At 38.2% G+C, this 652-nt stretch carries 1 protein-coding gene; it reads right to left on the reverse strand.

Annotated elements, in window-relative coordinates:
* Positions 1–652 (reverse strand): phosphopantetheine-binding protein (locus CHRY9293_RS18480; protein ID WP_162034320.1); only part of this gene is annotated, 652 nt, incomplete at both ends.

The raw sequence follows: 652 nt of genomic DNA on the forward strand, positions 1-652 counted from the left end.
ACATACTGATACCCTACTCCCTCTGAACTGGTTACAATCAAAGTACGTAGAATATCATGTCTGGACAGAACAACTTTAAAAGATTCTGCTAAAATGCTAAGATCAACCCTGGAAGATAATCCAAAAACCATAGGAATATTATACGCTGAGCTTCCTCCCTCATACTGATCAATAAACCATAAACGCTCCTGGGCAAAAGATAAAAGTTGGTCCTCAGGATCATGAACCGCTATAGGACGGATCATTTCACTAGCTCCTGATTCTAAACCTTCTAGTACTCCTGCTAATCCAAAGACAGTTTTATGGCTAAACACCATTGCTACATTTGCCTGTAAACCTAATCCTTGATGAATCTTGCTAATCAGTTTAATAGCCATAATACTGTTTCCTCCCAAGCGGAAGAAATCATCATGTAAACCTATACTTTCTACAGGTAAACCTAAAACCTCACTATAAATCTCTGCTAATTGTTTTTCAAGGATAGTCGTTGGTGCTATATATTCCTTATCTCCTGTGAAGTTAGGCTCTGGTAAGGCTCTTCGGTCCAATTTACCATTGAGTGTCATGGGGAATAATTCCAAATGAACATAAGCAGAAGGAACCATATACTCCGGAAGTAATCCTGATAAATATACAGATAAGTCTTCAGGAT

Source organism: Chryseobacterium potabilaquae, assembly GCF_902728265.1.
GTDB lineage: Bacteria > Bacteroidota > Bacteroidia > Flavobacteriales > Weeksellaceae > Chryseobacterium > Chryseobacterium potabilaquae.